Origin of the sequence: Paraburkholderia sp. CNPSo 3281 (genome assembly GCF_024206515.1) — a bacterium.
Classification (GTDB): Bacteria; Pseudomonadota; Gammaproteobacteria; order Burkholderiales; family Burkholderiaceae; genus Paraburkholderia; species Paraburkholderia nodosa.
Genome location: NZ_JAMBPS010000049.1, coordinates 26,992 through 42,253 on the forward strand (window position 1 = coordinate 26,992; position 15,262 = coordinate 42,253).

At 64.6% G+C, this 15,262-nt stretch carries 13 protein-coding genes and 1 pseudogene; 5 read left to right on the forward strand and 9 right to left on the reverse strand.

Annotation, left to right across the window (positions count from 1 at the left end):
* Nucleotides 1-80: 80 nt before the first annotated feature.
* The 4 genes from M3I56_RS31840 to M3I56_RS31855 all read right to left on the reverse strand — a co-directional run bounded on the left by M3I56_RS31840 (nucleotide 81) and on the right by M3I56_RS31855 (nucleotide 5,479).
* Nucleotides 81-1,697 (reverse strand): ABC transporter substrate-binding protein, encoded by a 1,617-nt coding sequence (locus M3I56_RS31840; protein WP_254357331.1) that lies wholly within the window; start codon nucleotides 1,695-1,697, stop codon nucleotides 81-83.
* A 72-nt stretch (nucleotides 1,698-1,769) separates the two neighbouring features.
* Entirely contained in the window at nucleotides 1,770-3,044 is a 1,275-nt protein-coding gene (locus M3I56_RS31845) for an FAD-binding oxidoreductase (protein WP_254357332.1), read from the reverse strand.
* Between the two features lie 25 nt (nucleotides 3,045-3,069).
* Nucleotides 3,070-3,738 carry a haloacid dehalogenase type II gene (locus tag M3I56_RS31850; protein ID WP_254357334.1) on the reverse strand — a complete coding sequence of 223 codons (669 nt, stop codon included), beginning with the start codon at nucleotides 3,736-3,738 and terminating at the stop codon, nucleotides 3,070-3,072.
* A gap of 250 nt (nucleotides 3,739-3,988) precedes the next feature.
* Nucleotides 3,989-5,479, reverse strand: a complete 1,491-nt coding sequence (locus tag M3I56_RS31855) for an aldehyde dehydrogenase (RefSeq protein WP_254357336.1) — start codon at nucleotides 5,477-5,479, stop codon at nucleotides 3,989-3,991.
* Nucleotides 5,480-5,718: 239 nt separating this feature from the next.
* Between M3I56_RS31855 and M3I56_RS31860 the strand changes: the two genes are divergently transcribed.
* On the forward strand, nucleotides 5,719-6,591 hold the full coding sequence (locus M3I56_RS31860; RefSeq protein ID WP_254357338.1) for a GNAT family N-acetyltransferase: 873 nt from the start codon (nucleotides 5,719-5,721) through the stop codon (nucleotides 6,589-6,591).
* Nucleotides 6,592-6,678: 87 nt separating this feature from the next.
* Nucleotides 6,679-6,987, forward strand: a complete 309-nt coding sequence (locus tag M3I56_RS31865) for a hypothetical protein (protein ID WP_028207982.1) — start codon at nucleotides 6,679-6,681, stop codon at nucleotides 6,985-6,987.
* A 501-nt stretch (nucleotides 6,988-7,488) separates the two neighbouring features.
* Here the strand turns inward: M3I56_RS31865 and M3I56_RS31870 are convergent.
* Entirely contained in the window at nucleotides 7,489-7,764 is a 276-nt protein-coding gene (locus M3I56_RS31870) for a hypothetical protein (RefSeq protein WP_028207981.1), read from the reverse strand.
* Between the two features lie 266 nt (nucleotides 7,765-8,030).
* Between M3I56_RS31870 and M3I56_RS31875 the strand changes: the two genes are divergently transcribed.
* A complete protein-coding gene (locus M3I56_RS31875) occupies nucleotides 8,031-8,918 on the forward strand; it encodes a substrate-binding domain-containing protein (protein ID WP_254357341.1) in 888 nt (295 codons plus the stop codon).
* Nucleotides 8,919-8,984: 66 nt separating this feature from the next.
* Here the strand turns inward: M3I56_RS31875 and M3I56_RS31880 are convergent, their stop codons facing one another.
* Entirely contained in the window at nucleotides 8,985-9,443 is a 459-nt protein-coding gene (locus tag M3I56_RS31880) for a VOC family protein (protein WP_254357343.1), read from the reverse strand.
* Nucleotides 9,444-9,665: 222 nt separating this feature from the next.
* On the opposite strand from M3I56_RS31880, the gene M3I56_RS31885 reads away from it, so the two are divergent.
* The gene (locus M3I56_RS31885; protein ID WP_254357344.1) at nucleotides 9,666-10,832 is read left to right on the forward strand and encodes a radical SAM protein; all 1,167 of its coding nucleotides are present in this window, start codon (nucleotides 9,666-9,668) and stop codon (nucleotides 10,830-10,832) included.
* 7 nt (nucleotides 10,833-10,839) lie between these two features.
* Here M3I56_RS31885 and M3I56_RS31890 read toward each other — a convergent pair whose 3' ends face one another.
* A complete protein-coding gene (locus tag M3I56_RS31890) occupies nucleotides 10,840-11,919 on the reverse strand; it encodes a zinc-binding dehydrogenase (protein ID WP_254357346.1) in 1,080 nt (359 codons plus the stop codon).
* Between the two features lie 108 nt (nucleotides 11,920-12,027).
* On the opposite strand from M3I56_RS31890, the gene M3I56_RS31895 reads away from it, so the two are divergent.
* On the forward strand, nucleotides 12,028-12,813 hold the full coding sequence (locus M3I56_RS31895) for a helix-turn-helix transcriptional regulator (RefSeq protein ID WP_254357348.1): 786 nt from the start codon (nucleotides 12,028-12,030) through the stop codon (nucleotides 12,811-12,813).
* A 29-nt stretch (nucleotides 12,814-12,842) separates the two neighbouring features.
* Here M3I56_RS31895 and M3I56_RS31900 read toward each other — a convergent pair whose 3' ends face one another.
* On the reverse strand, nucleotides 12,843-14,351 hold the full coding sequence (locus tag M3I56_RS31900) for a leucine-rich repeat-containing protein kinase family protein (RefSeq protein ID WP_254357350.1): 1,509 nt from the start codon (nucleotides 14,349-14,351) through the stop codon (nucleotides 12,843-12,845).
* Nucleotides 14,314-15,261, reverse strand: a pseudogene (locus M3I56_RS31905) (efflux transporter outer membrane subunit); the annotation flags it as partial. The gene M3I56_RS31900 and the pseudogene M3I56_RS31905, both read right to left, overlap by 38 nt.
* Between the last annotated feature and the right edge of the window lies 1 nt (nucleotide 15,262).

Here is a 15,262-nt window from a genome sequence, read left to right on the forward strand (position 1 = left end):
TCCCTGAGCATCATGAAACGGGGGATCGGTGGCCGGGCGCACATCCAGACGCACACCGGCCGCAAACATCACACCTCGAACTACGCCTCGAGCCAGACGTTCTCGGCGAACTTGAAGCCCATGAGTCCGGCAATCGGAATCGAACCGAGGCCCTTGAGCTTCGTCGTATGCGCGTCGAGCGAGCTCAGGAACAGCGGAATGCCGATGCCGCCGTCGCTATGCACGAGCACCTGCATGTCGCCGTAGATCTTCTTGCGCTTCGCGTCGTCGGGCTCGCCGCGCGCGGCAAGCAGCAGCTGGTCGAACTTCGGGTCCTTCCAGTTCGCTTCATTCCACGGCGCATCCGACTTGAAGAACTGCGTGAAGATCACGTCGGCGCTCGGGCGCGCGTTGATGTTGCCGAAGGTCAGCGGGTGCTTCATCCAGTGGTTCGACCAGTAGCCGTCGCCGGGCGTGCGCACCACCTGAAGGTTCAGGCCAGCCTGCGGCGCGACCTGCTGCAGCAGCATCGCCATTTCGACGGAGCCGTCCGCCGCCGGGGAGGCATAGATCTGCAGCGGCGTGCTGCCGAGCTTTGCCTTCTGGAAGTAGAACTTGGCCTTCTGCGGATCGAAGGTGCGCTCCGGCAGGCCGGCAAAATAATATTTGTTGGTCGGATCGATCGGCTGATCGTTGCCGATCGCGCCATAGCCGAGGAACACGGCGTTGCGGATCTGCTCGCGGTCGAACAGGTGCATCATGCCGCGGCGGAAGTCGGCGTTGCCCGTGACGCCGCCTTCATCGCGCATGATGAGGTCGGTGTACTGGCCCGTCTTCGTCTCCTTCACCGCGAAGCCCGGCGTGCCCTTGATGCGCGAGGTCGAGCGCGGGCTCACCTGGTTGATGAGTTGCACGTCGCCCGAGAGCAGCGCGTTCACGCGCGCCGATTCGTCGCCGATGCCGACCAGTTCGATCTCGTCCAGATGCGGCAGGCCCGGCTTCCAGTAGCGTTCGTTGCGCACGACGACCGTGCGCACGCCCGGCGAGAAGTCCTTGAGCTTGAACGGGCCGGTGCCCACGGCCGTCTTGAAGTCGTTCGTGCCGTCCTTGATGATCATGAAGTGCGAGTCAGCGAGAATCACCGGCAGGTCGGCGTTTGCCCCCGTGAGCGTGATCGTCACTTCGTTCGGGCCCGTGGCCTTCACGTCCTGGAACTGATCGGCGAGCGTCTTGACCTTCGAGCCGACGGCGGCGTCCTTGTGGCGCATGAGCGAGTACACCACGTCGGCGGGCGCGAGGGTCTTGCCGTCGTGGAACTGCACGCCGCTGCGCAGCTTCACGACCCACACCGTCGCGTCCTTCGTATCGAGCGACTGCGCGAGCGCCATTTGCGCGCCGAGGTGCGAGTCGTACTCGGTCAGCCCGTTGTACAGCATGTACGCGCGCACGTAGTCGGTGGACACCGACTCCTTCGCGGGATCGAGCGTGTCGGAAGCTGACGACGACTGCGTCGCCACGCGGATCTTGCCGCCCTGCTTCGGCTTTTCCTGCGCGAAGGCCGCGCCGCTCGCGGCGAGCAGGCCCGCGCCCGTCATCGACATCATGCCCCCCGCGACCATCGCGCGAAGGAGGTCGCGGCGCGAGGCGCCGCGCTTCGTCAATTCCTCGAGCCGCACGCCCGGGTGAGCGATGTCTTCAAGCGATTTGTCGATGCTCATGAAACTTCTCCGCGTCTGATGTGGGGGGCCGCAGCTCGACGTATCGAGGCTGTGTGTTGTGGAAAAGCAGGGTCAGTAAAAAGCGTCTTTGATCTGGTAGTACGCGCCGACGAGCGGCAAAAACCACGGTTTGCCCGTGTGCCCCGGAATGGCAGGCCATGCGAAATCGCGCCACGGATTCGCGGACGGGTTGCCGCTCATCACCTCGGCCATCACCTGACCCATGTGCGTCGACATCTGCGTGCCGTGACCGCTGTAGCCCATCGAGAACCACACGCCTTCGTGCTGGCCCGCGCGCGGCAAGCGGTCCGCGGTGATATCGACGAGCCCGCCCCAGCAGTAATCGATCTGCACGCTCGCGAGCGCCGGAAAGAGCTGCGCAAGATTGCGCTGCAGGATGCGGCCGCTCCTGGCATCGGACGGCTGCTCCGACGCCGTGAAGCGCGCCCGGCCGCCGAACAGCAGGCGCGAATCCGGCGTCACGCGGAAATAGTTGTGCATGAGGCGGCTCGTCGTGTACGAGCGGCGGTTGGGCAAGAGCCGCATGAGCTGCGCGGGCGGCAGCGGTTCGGTCACGACGATGAACGAGCCGACCGGCGCAAGACGCCGCCGGTACCACGCGAACGGCCCATGGCGCGAAGGACCCGTGGCGATCAATACCTGTTGCACGCGCAACGACCCGCGAGTCGACTCCACGCGATAGCCCCCGCTCTCTTTCGCGATGGACGTCACGGCGGCGTGCTCGTAGAGCTGTGCGCCGCGCCGGACAGCGGCATTCGCGAGCCCTACCGCAAAGCGGCCCATATGCATCTGGCCGCCGTGCTTCTGGAGCAGTCCGCCATGGAAGCTGTCCGATTCCACCTCGCTGCGAATTTGTTCGCGGCCGATGATCTCGATGTCCGGATCGACTTCGCGGCGAATCAGTTCGGCCGCGCGTTCGAGGTGTTCGAGGTGATGCGGCTTCGCCGCGAGCTTGAGCTTGCCCGAAGCGAGGTAGTCGCAGTCGATGCCTTCTTCGCGAATCAGCCGCTCGACCGTCTCGACGGCCGCCGCGTACGCGCGGTAGCAACCCTGCGCGCGCTCGACGCCCAGTTGCCCGCGCAGCGCCGCATAGTCCTGCGCCACGCCGGTATTGCATTGGCCGCCGTTGCGCCCCGATGCGCCGCCACCCATGCGGCCCGCGTCCAGCACCGCGACGCTCGCGCCGCGGCGCCCAAACGCGAGCGCCGCGGAAAGCCCCGTGAAGCCGCCGCCCACTACGGCGACGTCCACGCGGCCCTCCACCGGCCCCTCGCTTGCGAGCAGGCCGCCGGGGGCGGTATCGAGCCAGTAGGAGTCGAGCTTCATCGGGCGGCCTCGGCTATCGCCGTTCTCACAGACCCAGTTGCGAAGCGAGTTCGCCGATCGTCTCGACTTCGTAGTACTCGTAATACGGCGTGCCCGGCTCGTGGCCGCGCTTGACGAAGGCCTTGTGCTTGATGCCCAGGTCGTGCGCCGTCATGATGTCGTAGCGCAGGCTCGACGAAACATGCAGCACGTCGCCGGGGTTGCAGTTGAGCTGATCGAACATGTACTCGAAGCCCTGCATGCGCGGCTTGTACGACTGCGCCTGCTGCGCCGTGAACACGCGGTGGAACGGCGCGCCGAGTTTGTCGACGTTGCTCTGGATCTGGTCGTCCGAAGCGTTCGAGAGAATCACGAGCTTGTACTTCTTCGCCAGGCGCGAGAGACCTTCCGGCACGTCCGGGTGCGGGCCCCACGTCGGCACGGCGGTATAGAACTTTTCGGCTTCGGACTCGATGAACTCGACGTTCATGCGCTTGCAGGCGCGACGCACCGAATTGACGACCACGTCGCGGTACGGCTTCCATGCGCCGAGCACCTCGTCGAGGCGATAGCCCGCGAAGAACGTGACGAACTTCTCGAGATTGGCGCCCTTGAGGCGGTCGCCGTACAGCTCGCGCGCCATGTCGGCCATGCGGAACTTCGTGAGCGTGCCGTAGCAGTCGAACGTGATGTACTTCGGCTCGAAATCGATCATGATGGCAGTCCTTTCGTGTGACGAACCCGATCCGGGCTCAGTGGCGAGAACAGGTGGAAGTGCGTCCCTGTAGAAAATTTAAACAGCGCAATATTTGGGGTTGGCGTCGAATCGCGGGGCCTTCACGGTATAAACCACGCGTTTGCAGGGGCCGCCACAGCAGATTCTGCGGTGGCGCCATCGAGTGTGTGATAGCCGCATGACCGTGCGTTTTCCTGGGTGATTTGTCAGCATTACCGTTAGCATTCCGTTAGGTCCGCGTATCGATCAGCACGCTCTTGAAACGCAGGTGCGCTTCATAGCCCTGGCGCCCGAGGTCCTTGCCCATGCCCGAACGTTTGTAACCGCCCGTGGGGATCATGAAGTCGTTGCTGCGTCCGTAGCGGTTGACCCACACGGTGCCCGCCTCCAGCGCGCGCACGAGCCGTAGCGCCCGGCCGATATCCGCGGTGTGCACGCCGGCGGCGAGGCCGTATTCGGGATGCGAGGCGAGCGCGAGCGCTTCTTCCTCGGTGTCGAAGGTCTGCACTGTAAGCACCGGGCCGAAGATCTCGGCGCGCACCGCCTCGGTTTGCGGCGTCACGCCGGTGAGGATGGTGGGCAGGTAAAACGCGCCGGGCACGGGCGCGTCCGCGCGGTGGCCGCCGCAGTACAGCGTGGCGCCTTCGGCCACGCTGCGCTCGACGATGCCTTCGATGCGCGCGGCCTGGGTTTCCGAAATGATGGGCGGCAGCGTCGTGCCCGAAGCCCACGTCGCGCCGGCGCGCAGCGCAGCGAACGCCTGCTCGATGCGCGACACGAGTTCGTCCGCAACGGCGCGCGCGACCAGCAGGCGCGAACCGGCCACGCACACCTGCCCCGCGTTGACGGCAATCGCGCCGGCGATGCGGCGCGCGACCTCGTCGATTTTCGGCGCATCCGCGAACACGAGTTGCGGGCTCTTGCCGCCCAGTTCCAGCGTGACCGGTTTGGTGCCGCTTTGCGCGCACGCCGCCATGATCGCGGCGCCCGCGCGCGTCGATCCCGTGAATGTGACTTTCGCGACGTCCGGGTGGCGCACGAGTGCGTCGCCGGTCGTCGCGCCGTCGCCTTGCACCACGTTGAAGATGCCCGCCGGAATGCCCGCCTCGATCGCGAGTTCGGCCAGACGCAGCACGGAGAACGGCGTCATTTCAGAAGGCTTGAGCACCACGGCATTGCCCGCCGCGAGCGCCGGACCGATCTTCCACGATGCCATCACGAGCGGAAAATTCCACGGCGCGATCGCGCCGACCACGCCATAAGGCTCGGCGATCGTCATGCCCAGATGGTCGTGATCGGTGGCCACGACTTCGCCACCGATCTTGTCGGCGAACTCGGCATAGAAACGGATGCCTTCCGCCGTGAACGGCACGTCCCACGCGCACACGTCGCGCACGGGGCGCGTCGAGCCGAGCGCTTCGAGCGGCGCGAGCGCGGCGGTGTCGGCGGCGATCAGGTCGGCGAAGCGGCGCAGGATGCGGGCGCGCTCGCGCGGCGCCATGCGTGGCCAGCCGCTCGTGCGAAACGCGCGCTTCGCGTTGTCGACGGCGCGGTCCACCAGTTGTGCATCGCCAAGCGGCGCCGAGGCATAGACGATGCCGTCCGATGGCCGCGCGACCCCGATGCGCGCCGCGCCCTCGCCGACCCACTCTCCGCCGATGAAATGGCCGGCTTTCTCAGCCACGGCGGTAGCCACTGCGGCGGGATCGAACTGGTCCATGACTGGGTTCCCTCGACTTGGTCTCGATGGGAAATATCGTAGGCCCACTGCCACCGCATATTTCGCCGACAAAAAAGCGCAATCAGCAGAATCGACGCGTTATTGACCGTCCAACCCCGCGTTTTGCATTGCACCACGGGCGCAGGCCGGACGCGCGCTCAAACAGGAAGATCGTCCTAGTCAGCCACGGCGGCCGATGCGATAGTCACGGGACGCGTATATAGAATCTGGAGGCCGGCGTGTCCGACCCAAACCTGAACAGCGTCATTACCTACCGCGCATTTACCGCCGACGATCTGCCCGCCGCGCATGCGTTGTCGACGGCGGTGCGCTGGCGGCACCGCCCCGAAGACTGGCGTTTCGCCGCCCGCATCGGCGAAGGCATCGTGGCCGTGGACGAAACGGGCTCGCTCGTCGGCACGGCTTTCTCGTGGTTGTTCGGTCCCAACGCGGCGACGCTCGGCATGCTGATCGTCAAGCCCAGTCATCAGCGCCGCGGCATTGGCCGGGCCATGATCGAGCACTGGATGCAGGCGCTCGCCTCGCGCACGCTGCTGCTGCACGCAAGCGACACGGGCTGGCCGCTCGTCGAGCGGCTCGGCTTTACGCGCATCGGCCGCATTCACCAGCACCAGGGCGCGGCGTTTCAGCCGCCGCTCGTCTCGCTGCCCGCGGGCGAGCGGCTGCGCCCGATCGGCGCCAGCGACCGGCCCCGCCTCATCGAGCTGGCGACGCGCGCAAGCGGGCTCGACCGCTCGGACATGCTGCCGAAGCTGCTCGATCAGGCGAGCGGCATCGCGCTCGACCGCGACGGCGACCTGATCGGCTTCGCCCTCTTTCGCCGCTTTGGCGACGGGCACGTGATCGGCCCCGTGATCGCCCCCGATTCGCCGGATGCCTGCCGCGCCAAGGCGCTGATCAGCCATTGGCTCGCCTCCAACGCGGGCATATTCGTGCGCATCGATACGCCCGTCGATCTGGGCCTCTCCGACTGGCTCGAAGGCGTGGGGTTGCCGCTCGTCGATCACATCGAGAAGACGGAGCGCGGCGCGCCTTTGCGCGTCGATACCCAGTTCAAGCAGTTTGCAATCACGAGCCAGGCGGTGTGGTGAGCGCGGTCGAGTGGAAGGCATCCGCCGCGCTACCACCCGGGCAGCGAACGGATTACCATTAGGATTCTCGCCTCGAGGGTGACGGTTATGGCTACCTATGGTATCGACGGTGTCCGCATCAGTTCCTCAACGGACCGCGTAACACACGTGCGCTGGGCGCTGATCGACCCCCAGACGCACGACTGGCTCTCGACACCCACCATCTCCGAGGTGGCGGCCGTCACCAGCGACATCCGCTCGGGCGCCGTGGTTTATTCGGTTTTTACGCTGGGCGGCATGAGATTCCTTGGCCCGAAGATCAAGCCGGTGCCGCATCCCAACGGAATCGACGGAATCGATCTGGAAGTGCCGGACGGTAACGTCGAAAAATCCATCGACGATCTACCGCGCGTCTAGCGACGCGTCGATCGTTCTGCCGACTACCGGAAAGAAAAAGCGGCAAAGAAAAACGCGATGCGCGCGGATGGGCGCACATCGTCCGCTTGTCGCCAACGCTGACTCGCCGAATCCAATAATTCGGAATACCGAGTATTTGACCCGGCAATCGGCGAGCAAACGTTGCTGTCAGTTGTAGCCCGGCGTCGCCGACGTAGCAACGTCGGCGCGGTCGCTTGGGTTGCCAGCCAGCACGACGGTGGGCTCATGCAATAACGAGCGATACGGATGCAGATACGGTTCCCTACACACCGACTCAGCAAGTTTGGCGGTGCCCTAGCCGCAACTGCGGCGCCCCATGCCTCGCCATCACACGGATCCATGCGGCCGCACGCCTTGTCCCCAAATCGCCGCACTGATTCGGCTTGCATCGACTGTCGAACGCCTCCGATAGATATTACATCACAATGTGATGCTTTTACTCTCTATCACCGCCGGAGGAAACCCGTCTGCCGTGCGTGACTATTGCGAAGTCGTGAGCTTCAGGTTCGGACGCAAGTCGTGTGTAACCGCTTCACGTTGCCCCTTGCGCAGGTCCGACACCTGTTCGATGCCAGCCTTCAGCACTTCTTCGCAAAACCCGATTCGCGTGCGGTAATACTCGGCCTGCAATTGCGCATCCAGAACCCGCTGTTCGGCCTGGAAGAGTGCCATGCGCAATTCACCCAGCGCGCGTTGAGCCTGCTTCTCCGGCGTTGCGGCATTGTGGGCAATCAAGTTTGAAAGCCAATGCAACATGGATAAGCCCCCCTGTCTTCGATTTCACGATCGCACGCGTCAAGTTTGATAACCGCCCGAACTGTCGCTGGGAAAAGACTATCAGAGGCGAAGAAAACCAGTGTGTGCACAAACGAACGTGTTGTATAAACGATGCAAAAGGTCGTACCCACGACGCGCTTTCATCGCGCGTCTTCATCGCATGCTTTCGTTGCGCGCTTTCGTTGCAAATAGGGAGCGATACATGTCCGTGGTGCCGGATCAGCCGATCGAGATGGGGCGCAACCGTGACTATCCACAAGCTGAGGGTTCGCACACTCGCATTCGGCATAGCGTTCGCGTTACTGGGCCCAGGCGTGTGTCTGGCAGACCAGGTGAAAGTCATGATGTCGGGCTGGTTTGCCCCAGCGTATCGTGACCTGGGCCCGCAATTCGAGGACGAGAGCGGCTATACACTGGCCACGGTCTGGGGCGCAGCGACGGGCACCGCCCTGAATGCGATTCCCGTGCGGTTTGCGCGTGGCGAGTGGGCCGACGTGCTGATCGTGGTCGGCTATGCGCTCGACGACCAGATTCGCGCCGGCAACGTCGTGCCTGGCAGCAAGGTGGACTTCGCACGCTCGCCAATCGGTATGGTGGTACGCGAGGGTGCGCCGAAACCGGACATCAGCACTGTCGACGCCTTGCGCCGCACGCTGCTTGCATCGAAGTCGATTGTCTATCCGGAAAGCCCCAGTGGCGTCTATATCGCCAACGAACTGTTTTCGCGTCTCGGCATTGACGGGCGTGTGAAAAGCAAGAGCCGCATGGTTTCCGCCGAGCGGGTCGCCACTATCGTCGCGAACGGCGACGCCGAGATTGGCTTGCAGCAGGTCGTGGAACTGTTGCCGGTGAAGGGGATATCGGTGGTCGGCAGTCTGCCCGCGGAAGTACAACGTTACACGGTGTACTCCGGGGGCATTGCGACTACAGCGAGAAATCCGGTCGGCGCAGAAGCGCTAATGCGCTTTCTGTCCTCGCCGGAGGCGGCAGCCGCGATCACGCACAGCGGGCTCGAACCGATCACGGCGCCGCAACCTCCTGCGCTGCCGCTACCGCCGCAGCAGCCACAATCACAGCCGCAACTGGCACCGCAACCGCCGCCGCAACCGCAGCTGGCGCCACAAGAGCCGTAACTGCAACCTCAACCGAATTGAGCGAAGCAGCGATGCTGCCGATCGGCCGTCACCAGGAGCTGGACATCAACCCACCGCCATCCCTTTTTCGGCCAGCTCCTTCTTCGCGTTTTCGTTCTTGGTCAGATGCGTCAGGCCCATGCCGCGCAGAACGTTCGGCGCCTTCGTGTACTGGATATTGTCATAGCCCACGATCTCGATGCGATTGCCCCAGGGGTCGCGAAAATCCAGAAACGGACCGTCGAGCGGCTTCACGCCCGCGGCCTCGAGTGCGGCACGTGCCGCCTCCTTGTCGTCGACAACGAGGCCGACATGCCGGCCGTCGTCGGCGGGCTGTTTGCGTCCCGCCTGCAACGCGATGAATTGATCGCCAAGATCGATGAAGGCCATCGTCCTGCTCTTGCCGCGCAACTGAAAGTCGAAGATGCGGCCGTAGAAAGCTAGTGCTTCCTCGATATCGCCGACTTCCAGTGCGACGTGATTGAAGCCGATGGCGCGCGGCTTGGTAGTTGCGGTGTCAACCATTTCCCTCTCCTTCTGCAATCCGTGCATAGCGTTGATGAACTCGCCCGGAACTGGCCAGTGGCACACCTTCAAGTATCGGGATTGAAGGCGTCCGACACTAGCCGGTCAAACAGGATATTGTTTGAGCCATGATTGAACAAATATCGTTCCCGATCCGGCGCATGTACCGCGCGTCACCTATGATGGTTCGTGCGGAACGAGTTGGCAAACCTCGAGGGCACCATGGACAGGACAGAGCGGACCATCAAGTGGCGCAGTCTGCCAAATGTAAGCAACGGCGCGAGCGAGCCCCACAATCCACTGCCTGCGGTCTGTGACGTTTCGGTGACGAACGTTTGCAACGCTGCATGCGATTTCTGCGGCTTTTCGCGTGAGAAGAAAATGGCGGGCCCGCGCCGCTATCTCGATCCTGAAGCGTTTGCGCGTGCGATGCCGATGCTGCGCAGACGCAAGATTCGCTACATGACGCTGCAGGGCGGCGAGCCTCTGGTGCACCCGCAAATCGAATCGCTCGTCGGCTCGGCCACGAAAGCCGGCATCCAGTGCGGCGTGATCACGAACGGCTGGTTCCTGCCCCGCCACATCAAGCGACTCGCTGACGCCGGCCTCAAGCGTCTCCTGATCTCGATCGATAGCGCGGACATGAGCGAACACGAGCGCAATCGCGGCCTGCCCGGCCTCGAGGCACGCATCCGCGAGGGCATCGCCCAGGCGCACGCGTTCGGCATCCCGGTCTGCGCAACGGTTACGGTAAGCCATCTGGTGCGTTACGCCGCGCTTCCCGAAACGCTCAACCGGCTCGGCTTCGATTCCGTGGTGTTTTCCTATCCAAGGCGCGAGGCATTCGGTTCCACATCGCTCGTGTATGACGAAAATTCGAAGCTCGTCGACCTCAGCCGTGACGAGCTACTCGAAGCATTGAGTGCCATCGGGTCCCTCAAAAAGCGCTTTCGCGTGATGGACCCTGGCGCTGCACTGGATGAGGTCGCGCGGTTCGTGCGCGGCGAACAGCAACTCATTCCGTGTATCGCCGGCAGCAAGTATTTTTATATCGACTGGAACCTCGATGTCTGGCGTTGCGAACCATGGCACGAGCCCATGGGCTCCGTGTTCGACCTCGACCGCCTGCCCGATCAACGCGAACCGTGCAACGCCTGCATGATGGGGTGCTACCGGCATGCCAGCGTCCTGATGCACGGCGCCAAGGCCGTCACTGACTCGGTCTATGCGCTGGGCAGGGGCGAGCTTCGCAGTGCCGTCAGCTTGTTGTTCCAGCGCGGCGTGGCGTATTCGCTGTGGGCACTCGCCACCGAAGAATTGCCTCGGACGGCGCTTAGCGCACTGGCAGGACGGAGCGGCGCACGCCGTTCCTCGCCGCAGAGCGCATAAATCGAGGCTATGGGCGAATCACCGTCATGCTGAACGGGCCGCCGTTCGCCGCTGCATGAGCGACGGCCTCGTTCGCATCGTCGAGCGAGAAGGTCGTCACATCGAAATGGCCCAGATCGAGCAGTGCGCCGCGAATCAAACCCGTCATTAGCGTCACGGCGTGCCTCGGGTACATCCACTTGCCCCGTACCGTGATGTCATTGCGCATGATCCACGGATAAGGCAATTCGAGCCCGGCGCCGCCGAGCATGCCGACCCCGCCCATCAGGACCACGCGCCCGTATGGGCGGACCGCCATCACCGCGGCACGCACCGTCGTCGCCGGAACCGATGGCGGCATCAGGTCCATCACGCAGTCGATCGGCCCAGGCGCCGCCTGTTGCATGCGTTCGCGGTCCGTGGCTTCGTCGCCGGAAAGCGCCACGGTTCGCACGCGCTCGCCGAATTTGCGCGCCAGCTTCTCGAGCGCCTGCACGTTGCGCCCAGGTGCAACGACGCACCGCGCACCCATGGCGAGCGCGACCGCGACGCACGCGCTGCCGAAGTTGCCGGTCGCGCCGCTCACGAGCAGGATCTCGCCCGCCCGCAGATCGGACGCGAGCAGCCCGCCATAAGGCACGAGCAGCGTATTGAGCGCGCACCATCGCGCGGCGTCGGCCGGATCGATGTCGCCGATACGCACCGCGTTTTCGGTCGGCACCCTTACCCGTTCCGCAAACGGACCATCATGGAAATAGCGCTGCAATGTCTCGCCGCCCTCGCCCCGCGCGCTCCAGCCTTGCAGCACGATATCGGGCATGAGTGCGTCGTCGCGAGCGCGCACCGTCGGATCGCAGAACACCCAGTCGCCCGGTTGCAGTTTCGTCGCATCCGGGCCGATGGTCCGAACCCGGCCGATCGCGCCGCAGCCGGGCACGATCGGCAGCGCGATGGGATAGCGGCGTTCTCCGCTGAACACTTCCTGCGCGTACGACAACACCGGCGCCGCAACGACGTCCACGATGACCTCGCCGGTGCCGGCGGATGGATCCGGTATCTGTTCGATCGCGAGCGGCGTGTTGAGCGTTTTCAGAATGGCAGCTTTCATGGCGCTTCCAGAAGGGGGAACGAGCCGATTCTGGCAGGCTTAGAATGGGCAACAAGGCCCGCTGCGATCCCAGGATCGCGCAGTCCCTCCCTGTACGAAGCGAACGCGATGACAGCCACGACTCGAACCCAATTCGGCGATTTTCTGCGCTCCCGGCGCAAAAAGCTCAGACCCGGCGACGTCGGCCTGGGCGGCGGCCAGCGCCGCCGTACGCCCGGCCTGCGCCGTGAAGAAGTCGCGGAACTCGCGGGCATCGGTGTCGACTGGTATGTGCGGCTCGAGCAGGGGCGCGCGGTCAGCCCTTCGGATGCGACGCTCGATGCGCTTTCTCAGGCATTGCGGCTCGATAAGGCGGAAGCCGCCCATTTGCGCACGCTCGCGCAGCGCGGCGAGCCGCGCGTCTTCGCCCGCGAGAGCGTGCCGCCGACCCTTGCGCGGATCGTCGCCAGTCTCGCTCTGCCGGCCTATGTGACCGGCCGGCGCTGGGACATCCTCGTGTGCAACGAGGCCGCCGCCGATCTGCTTGGCTTCGATCGCCTCGCTGCGGAAGACCGCAACATCATGATCTACATGTTCATCGAACCCGAGGCACGGCGGCTCTTTGGCGCGAGCTGGCCCGATGAAGCCCGCCGCATGATCGCGCTGTTTCGCACGAGCCACGATCTCTATGCGGGCGACCCTGCGTTCGTCGAACTGGTCGAGCGGCTGCGTTCAGGCAGCGAGGAGTTCGCGCGGTGGTGGAGTGCGCACGACGTGCGCGGCGGCGCGTCGGGCCAGAAGGTTTTTGCGCACGCGAAGCGAGGTATGCAGCGCTACGAGTACGCGACGTTTCAGGCGAACGACGATCCGGCGCTGAAACTCGCGATCTACACGCCGGTCGGCACGGATATCTGAGCCTGCAACGAGGCACCAACCACTTGCGCTCAATCGCTCAACGCAGCTAGGCGCTCGACAATCTCATCGAATGAAGGCCGCGTCTCGACTTGCTCGCGCAAACAGTCTGCGATCAGCGCATCGAACCCGGCGGCGCGATCATGGGCCTCTCCGGTCAGACGTTGCGCGAGTTCTTCCAGCAGGCAGCCAAACGCGCGCACCTCGATGCGCTCGAGCGCCTGCGCCTGTGCGCGATCGTCGATATCGTGAAAGGACGCCGCGCCGAAGTCGCCGAGCAATACGTGCCCTGAGCCGTCGTGCAGGATGTTGTGCGCATAGAGATCGCCGTGCATGATCCCGCGCCCATGCAGGTGGCGCGCCGCCGACGCGATCCCGCGCGCGATCTGCAGTGCAACCGGCCGGTCGAAGCGTACATCGGCCGCATAGACGTCACGCGTACACGAATCGAGGCTCGGAGGCCCGGCGAGATTGACGAACGCCGGATGGATCAGCTCCATCACGAGGCCGTGCTCGCCCAGCGGATGACCCGTTGCCTTGCCGAGCACCGGGATGAGGTTCGGGTGCGGCCCGGCTTGCAGGCACGCGGCCATTTCGAGCTCCGGCAAACCGTCGCTCGTCACCGCGCCCTTGAACAGCTTGACGGCGACCGCCTCCACCGGATGCCCGTCGCGCAGGAGACGCGTCGCGCGATGCGTCACGCCCGATGCGCCCTCGCCAAGCGTTTGTCCGAGCGCGAGCGTATGCCAGTCGATATCGGGCACCGGCGCATCGGCCAGCGCAACCTGCTCGCGCACGACGTTCAGAGGATTGCCCGCGTAGGCGAGCCACGCGAGCCGGGGCAGGCGCAACAGCCAGTCGGGCAACGCGTCGAGCCGGTTCGCCGAAATCCGCAGCAGTTCGAGCCGGTTGCAGGCGGCCATCGTCTCGGGCAACGAGCGCAGCCGGTTGCCGGCGAGCATCAGCTTCTGCAGATTCGGACGCTCGCCGATTTCCGCCGGCAGCGCGTCGACGTCGTTATCGGTCAGGATCAGCCAGCGCAATTGCGGCGGCAGCGCGCGCCCCGAAACGCGGCGAATGCGGTTCGCCTTGAAGCCGACCATGCTCAGCGATTCGCAGTCGCCGAGGACGGGCGGCAACTCGGTGAACGGGTTGTTCGAGGCGAACAGAATGCGCAGACGGCGCAGCTTCGGCAGGTCGTCCGGCAACGACGTGAGCGCATTGCCCGAGAGGTCGAGCGCCTCCAGGCTGTCGGCGAGGTCGAAGATCTCGCGCGGAAATTCGCTCAACCCGCAGGCGAGCTTGAGCTGTCGTGCGCCGGCGAGTTGCCCGTCACGCAGTTGTTCGAGGGTAGCGGTCTTCACGCGTGAATTGAATCGAGTAATGGCAAGGAAGTCGCAAGCGCCGCGGCACAACGCAGCGCCGGCCATTGCAATTCTAGCGGGTCGCTCGCCTGGATCGCATCCTGGATCGCATCCTGGACTGCATTTTGGACTGCATGCGTCAGGAACGCGCCTGCTCGCTCGCGGCAGCTTGCTCATGCACGCTCGTTGCGGACCAGCCGCCGCCCAGCACCTTGTATAGCGTGACCTGATTCGAGAGCTTCGCGAGCTCGTCGGTGACGAGTTGCTCCTGAGCGGTATAGAGCGTGCGCTGCGCGGTCAGCACGGTCAGGAAGCTGTCGGTACCGGTCTTGTAGCGTGCCTGCGCGAGATCGTAGTAATCCTGCGCCGATTTCACGTAGTCGCGGTCCGCCTCGACCTGATCGACATAGGTCGCGCGCCCCGCCAGTGCGTTCGACACTTGCTTGAATGCCGTCTGGATCGCCTTTTCGTAATCGGCCACGTCGATAACCTTCTCGATCTTCGCAACATCGAGCGACGCCTTGTTGCTGCCGTAATCGAAGACCGGCATCGTGATCGATGGCGCGAACGTCCACGCGCCCGTGCTCGCCTTGAATAGCTGCGAGAGGCTCGTGCTGGCCGTGCCGGCGCTCGCTGTCAGCCCGATCTTGGGAAAGAACGCCGCGCGTGCGGCGCCGATGTTCGCGTTCGCCGCCTTGAGCGTATGCTCCGCCTCGATGATATCGGGCCGCCGCGCGAGCAAATCGGACGGGATGCCCGCATCGACGTCGGCGAACATGGCGTCGCTCTCCAGCAGCGTGGGCTCAGTGGCGAAGTCATCGGGCAACGGACAGCCAATCTCCGCGATCAGATTGTTGCGGTCCTGCGCGACCGCGCGCGTATACGACGCCACGCTCGCGCGTGCGCTCGCCAGCGAGGTCTGCGCCTCGCGCACGTCCTGAAGCGACGCGCTGCCGATCTTCATCATGCTCACCGTGAGGTCGTACGTGCTCTGGTCGGCCGCGGCGGTGTCGGTCGAGACCTTCAGCAAGGTCTCGTCGGAGAGCAATTGCAGATAGTCGGTCGCCACATCGGCCACGAGCGAAAGC

What these genes read in the sequence shown, in the direction of transcription:
- M3I56_RS31895 (WP_254357348.1), top strand. Translation starts at nt 12,028, where the DNA reads ATGACAGCCACGACTCGAACCCAATTCGGCGATTTTCTGCGCTCCCGG.
- M3I56_RS31870 (WP_028207981.1), bottom strand. Translation starts at nt 7,764, where the DNA reads ATGTTGCATTGGCTTTCAAACTTGATTGCCCACAATGCCGCAACGCCG.
- M3I56_RS31880 (WP_254357343.1), bottom strand. Translation starts at nt 9,443, where the DNA reads ATGGTTGACACCGCAACTACCAAGCCGCGCGCCATCGGCTTCAATCAC.
- M3I56_RS31855 (WP_254357336.1), bottom strand. Translation starts at nt 5,479, where the DNA reads ATGGACCAGTTCGATCCCGCCGCAGTGGCTACCGCCGTGGCTGAGAAA.
- M3I56_RS31840 (WP_254357331.1), bottom strand. Translation starts at nt 1,697, where the DNA reads ATGAGCATCGACAAATCGCTTGAAGACATCGCTCACCCGGGCGTGCGG.
- M3I56_RS31850 (WP_254357334.1), bottom strand. Translation starts at nt 3,738, where the DNA reads ATGATCGATTTCGAGCCGAAGTACATCACGTTCGACTGCTACGGCACG.
- M3I56_RS31890 (WP_254357346.1), bottom strand. Translation starts at nt 11,919, where the DNA reads ATGAAAGCTGCCATTCTGAAAACGCTCAACACGCCGCTCGCGATCGAA.
- M3I56_RS31845 (WP_254357332.1), bottom strand. Translation starts at nt 3,044, where the DNA reads ATGAAGCTCGACTCCTACTGGCTCGATACCGCCCCCGGCGGCCTGCTC.
- M3I56_RS31885 (WP_254357344.1), top strand. Translation starts at nt 9,666, where the DNA reads ATGGACAGGACAGAGCGGACCATCAAGTGGCGCAGTCTGCCAAATGTA.
- M3I56_RS31865 (WP_028207982.1), top strand. Translation starts at nt 6,679, where the DNA reads ATGGCTACCTATGGTATCGACGGTGTCCGCATCAGTTCCTCAACGGAC.
- M3I56_RS31900 (WP_254357350.1), bottom strand. Translation starts at nt 14,351, where the DNA reads ATGAGCAAGCTGCCGCGAGCGAGCAGGCGCGTTCCTGACGCATGCAGT.